2 protein-coding genes and 2 pseudogenes are annotated in these 5,115 nt (G+C 72.1%); 2 read left to right on the forward strand and 2 right to left on the reverse strand.

Annotated elements, in window-relative coordinates:
* A pseudogene (locus DMH12_RS36985) lies at positions 1-524 on the reverse strand (ATP-binding protein); the annotation flags it as partial.
* A gap of 268 nt (positions 525-792) precedes the next feature.
* On the opposite strand from DMH12_RS36985, the gene gabT reads away from it, so the two are divergent.
* Together gabT and DMH12_RS36995 are read left to right on the forward strand one after the other, a co-directional pair.
* Positions 793-2,127: a 4-aminobutyrate--2-oxoglutarate transaminase gene (gabT, locus tag DMH12_RS36990; RefSeq protein WP_122615130.1), complete on the forward strand. Its 1,335-nt coding sequence runs from the start codon at positions 793-795 to the stop codon at positions 2,125-2,127.
* Positions 2,128-2,557: 430 nt separating this feature from the next.
* Positions 2,558-3,208 (forward strand): phosphatase PAP2 family protein, encoded by a 651-nt coding sequence (locus tag DMH12_RS36995; protein WP_185832761.1) that lies wholly within the window; start codon positions 2,558-2,560, stop codon positions 3,206-3,208.
* On the opposite strand, the pseudogene DMH12_RS37000 reads toward DMH12_RS36995, so the two are convergent.
* A pseudogene (locus DMH12_RS37000) lies at positions 3,196-5,009 on the reverse strand (chitinase). The gene DMH12_RS36995 and the pseudogene DMH12_RS37000 sit on opposite strands and share 13 nt — an antisense overlap.
* Positions 5,010-5,115 lie beyond the last annotated feature (106 nt).

The raw sequence follows: 5,115 nt of genomic DNA on the forward strand, positions 1-5,115 counted from the left end.
GTGGCGGGGCGCCAGGCGGGCGGGCCGTAGCGCCGCCAGATCTCGTCCCAGCGACCGAGCCGGCCGACGCCGACCATGATGATGCCGGCGATCAGGGCGTAGTAGGCGTAGACGGCCACGACCGAGCCGAAGCTGTGCGGCTCGGCCCAGGAGTCCGGGATCATCGCGTACAGGGGCAGCAGCCACCAGCCGCCCAGGTAGCCGTTCCACAGCAGGGACCAGATCAGCCAGCCCACCAGGAAGGCGATCACCGCCCCGCTCACCAGCTGCCGTCCCGGCACCCGCTCGGGCTCCTCCGCCGGTCGCGGCCGGTGTCCGAACCGCCACACGCCGGGCAGCGCCTCCGGCCGCGGGGTGCGCAGCCAGGACAGGAACGCGGATCCGTCGGGCAAGGGCGGCACGCCCGGCGTCCCCGGTGCCCGGGAGGGCCGCGGCGGCACCCCGGGCACCTCGGGAGGCCCCGCCGGACGCGGCACAGGATTCGCATGCGTACCCCGCGCGTCCCGGTTCCCGTCGCTGTCCATCGCCCTTGCCCCCTGACCAGCCGCTCCGTCCACCATCAGCGAGCCAATCTAACGCCCTCCCAGGGGGAGTTCACCGCTTACGCGGCCGGGCCCGCCCCGACGTGTCCCGATGTCGCCGTACCCGCCAGGCGTCCGACACCTGTCCAGGACGGACAACCGACACCACGGACAACGCCCACATGGAGCATGCCCACCCCACCCCACCGGTCCTAGCCTGCGAGAAAAGAAGGCAAGAGTCCGCAAGATCCCGCAAGCCCCAGGAGCCCTCATGACCGCACTTCCGCAGGAGCGCCGCGTCGTCACCGCCATCCCCGGCCCGAAGTCGCAGGAGCTGCAGGCCCGGCGCACGGCCGTGGTCGCGCAGGGTGTGGGCTCCGTCCTGCCCGTCTTCACCGCGCGCGCCGGCGGCGGCATCATCGAGGACGTCGACGGCAACCGCCTGATCGACTTCGGTTCCGGCATCGCCGTGACCTCGGTCGGCGCCTCCGCCGAGGCGGTCGTACGCAAGGCGTCCGCGCAGCTCGCGGACTTCACCCACACCTGTTTCATGGTGACGCCGTACGAGGGCTACGTCGCCGTCGCCGAGGCGCTGGCCGAGCTGACGCCGGGCGACCACGCCAAGAAGTCCGCGCTCTTCAACAGCGGCGCCGAGGCCGTCGAGAACGCCGTCAAGATCGCCCGCGCGTACACCAAGCGGCAGGCGGTCGTCGTCTTCGACCACGGCTACCACGGCCGGACCAACCTGACGATGGCGCTGACCGCGAAGAACATGCCGTACAAGCACGGCTTCGGTCCCTTCGCGCCCGAGGTCTACCGCGTCCCGGTCGCCTACGGCTACCGCTGGCCGACCGGTCCGGAGAACGCCGGCCCGGAGGCCGCCGCCCAGGCGATCGACCAGATCAGCAAGCAGGTGGGCGCGGAGAACGTGGCCGCGATCATCATCGAGCCGGTGCTCGGCGAGGGCGGCTTCATCGAGCCGGCCAAGGGCTTCCTGCCCGCCGTCAGCCAGTTCGCCGAGGACAACGGCATCGTCTTCGTCGCCGACGAGATCCAGTCCGGCTTCTGCCGCACCGGCCAGTGGTTCGCCTGCGAGGACGAGGGCATCGTCCCGGACCTGATCACGACCGCGAAGGGCATCGCGGGCGGTCTGCCGCTGGCCGCGGTCACCGGCCGCGCCGAGATCATGGACGCCGCGCACTCCGGCGGCCTCGGCGGCACCTACGGCGGCAACCCGGTGGCCTGCGCCGGCGCGCTCGGCGCCATCGAGACGATGAAGGAGCTGGACCTCAACGCCAGGGCGAAGCACATCGAGGCGGTCATGAAGTCCCGCCTCACCGCCATGGCGGAGAAGTTCGACATCATCGGCGACGTCCGGGGCCGCGGCGCGATGATCGCCGTGGAGCTGGTCAAGGACCGCGCCACCAAGGAGCCGAACCCGGAGGCGACCGCCGCGCTCGCCAAGGCCTGCCACGCCGAGGGCCTGCTGGTCCTGACCTGTGGCACCTACGGCAACGTGCTGCGTTTCCTGCCGCCGCTGGTGATCGGCGAGGACCTGCTGAACGAGGGCCTCGACATCATCGAGCAGGGCTTCGCGGGCCTGTAGGACGGGCAGGTGCGCGAGCACCCGAACGCGCATCTGAGCTGCGTTTCGCACGCCTGACGTGGGGAGCGGCAGAGCGTGTGAAGAAGGTGTGCGGGGTGGATGGCAGGACGCCGATGCCCCTGTCCTGAGCGCACCCCCTGCCGTAGGTTCTACGCAGATGAGAGATACACCCCGCCCACAGGGGACTGTGGGCGGATCTCAGGCCGCGGCTTCCCCAGCTTCGACCTGGTCGTGCCTCGCGCACACAGCCGGAACCCGCGGGTTCCGGGTCTCCTCACCGATCGGACGGTCGCCCGCCCCAAACCCCCCGGGGCGCGCGGCGTTCCGGTCAGGACGGCCGCCCTGGCACCCGGGACGGCGGTTCACCGAAGGGCCGGCACACTCCCCCCCCTTGTGCCGGCCCTTCGGTGTGTTTGCCAAGCTGTGCGCCATGCTGCTGCTCGGGCTCCCCGTCCTCCTCTTCGCGCTGATCACCTGGCAGGTCGTCGCCGACGGCCCGCTGGTCGGCGTGGACGAGCGGCTGAGCCGGGCGCTCGTCCGTCCGGACCGCCTCTCCGAGCTGCTCGCCGATCTCGGCAACGTGCAGGTCGCCGTGCCCGTTCTCGCCGTCGCGCTGGCGTACGTCGCGTGGCACGGGCGGGCGCGGGGTGCGGACCGCTGGTGGCTGCCGCCGCTGGCGGGTGCCCTGGCCATGGCACTGGTGCCGGCGCTGGTGGCCCCGCTGAAGGCGTGGACCGACCGCCCGGGCACCCCGGCGGTGCCGCCGGCCGTCGGCTACTACCCCTCCGGCCACACCGCCACGGCGCTCGTCGCGTACGGCGCGGCGACGCTGCTGCTGTCCGGCGCGCTGCGTTCGCCGGCCGTACGCCGTGTGCTGGTCGTGCTCTGCGCGCTCCTCGTCCTGGGCGCCTCCTACGGGCTGGTGCGCCGGGGATACCACTGGCCGCTGGACGTGGTGGCCAGCTGGTGCCTGGGGGCGGTGCTGCTGGCCGGGGTGGGGCGGACGGCCGGGGTGGGGCGGACGGCCGGGGTGCGGCGGACGGAGGCCCGGCCGCACTCCGGGGGCGGTCAGCCGAAGTAGGCGTCGAAGTTCTTCATGAACTCCCAGTTCCCGAACCGGTCCCAGTTGATCGACCACGTCATCAGGCCGCGCAGCTCCGGCCAGGTGCCGTGGGTCGTGTAGGAGCCGCAGTCGGTCTTCTCGGTGAGGCAGTTCAGCGCCTTGTTCACCTCGGCCGGGGAGACGTGTCCGTTGCCCGCGTTGACGGAGGCGGGCATGCCGATCGCGACCTGGTCGGGGCGCAGCGGCGGGAAGACGTTGGCCGCGTCGCCGGCGACCGGGAAGCCGGTGAGGAGCATGTCGGTCATCGCGATGTGGAAGTCGGCGCCGCCCATGGAGTGGTACTGGTTGTCGAGGCCCATGATCGGGCCCGAGTTGTAGTCCTGGACGTGCAGCAGGGTGAGGTCGTCGCGCAGGGCGTGGATGACCGGGAGGTAGGCGCCGGCCCGCGGGTCCTGCCCGCCCCACTTGCCGGTGCCGTAGTACTGGTAGCCGAGCTGGACGAAGAAGGTCTCGGGGGCCATGGTCAGCACGAAGTCGTCGCCGTACTTGGCCTTGAGGGTCTTCAGGGCCGAGATCAGGTTGACGATGACGGGCGTCTTCGGGTTCTTGAAGTCCGTGTCGTCGGCGTTCAGCGACAGCGAGTGGCCCTCGAAGTCGATGTCGAGGCCGTCGAGGCCGTATGTGTCGATGATCGCGGAGACGGAGGAGACGAACTTGTCGCGGGCGGCGGCGGTGGTGAGCTGCACCTGGCCGTTCTGGCCGCCGATGGAGATCAGGACCTTCTTGCCCGCCGCCTGCTTGGCCTTGATCGCCGCCTTGAACTCGGCGTCGCTCTCCACGTTCGGGCACTCGGCGACGGGGCAGCGGTCGAAGCGGATGTCGCCGGAGGTGACCGAGGTGGGTTCGCCGAAGGCCAGGTCGATGACGTCCCAGCTGTCGGGCACGTCGGCCATCCGCGTGTAGCCGGACCCGTTGGCGAAGCTGGCGTGGAGGTAGCCGACCAGGGCGTGGGCCGGGAGGTCGCCGGACCCGCCGCCGTCCGGGCGCTCGGCGGTGGTGGCGGTGACCGTCGCCGAACGGGCCGACTCACCGGCGTCGTTGACGGCGGCGACCTGGAAGGCGTACGCCGTCGAGGGGTCAGGCCGGTGACGGTGGTGGAGGTGCCGGTGACCGTGCTGACGCGGGTGCCGTCGCGGTAGACGGCGTAGCCCGTCGCGCCGGGGACGGGCGACCAGCTCAGCGCGACGCCGGTCGACGTGACGGAACCGGCCGTCAGGCCGCCGGGGACCGCCGGGGGCTGGCCCGCCTCGCCGCCCGGGCCGGTGAGCGAGATGTCGTCGGCGTGGTAGGCGCCGGTGCCGTACCAGCCGTGGGTGTAGACCGTGACGCGGGTGGTGGACGGGCCGGTGCGGAAGGTGGTCGTCAGGCGCTGCCAGTCGGGGGCGGACTGGGCCCAGGTGGAGACGTCGGTGGTGCCGGTGCCGCTCGCGCCGAGGTAGACGTAGGTGCCGCGGACGTATCCGGAGAGGGTGTACTGCGAGTCGGGTTTCACGGTCACCGTCTGCGCGCAGCGGGCGTTGTCGGCGCCGGCCGGGGTGGCTTTGAGGGCCCCCGTGCCGCTGCGCACGGGCGCGCCGACGACCGCGCCCGCCGTGCAGGTCCAGCCGTCCAGGGCGGACTCGAAGCCGCCGTTGCGCGCGAGGTCCGCGTCGGCCGCACGGGCGGCCGACGTGAGCGCGGTCAGTCCGGACGCGGCGAGTGCCGCGGCGGTGAGCAGGGTGACGAGGGGGCGACGGGCGAGCGGTCTGGAGCGTTCCACAAGTGCCTCCGGACATGGGGGAGATGGGGAGGGTGGAGCGCGCCCAACTTGGTCCAGACCAATTCGCTTGTCAACCCCTTGCGCTGCTCACATCCCTCCCTCCTCC

Origin of the sequence: Streptomyces sp. WAC 04229 (genome assembly GCF_003947455.1) — a bacterium.
Taxonomy (GTDB): Bacteria; Actinomycetota; Actinomycetes; order Streptomycetales; family Streptomycetaceae; genus Streptomyces.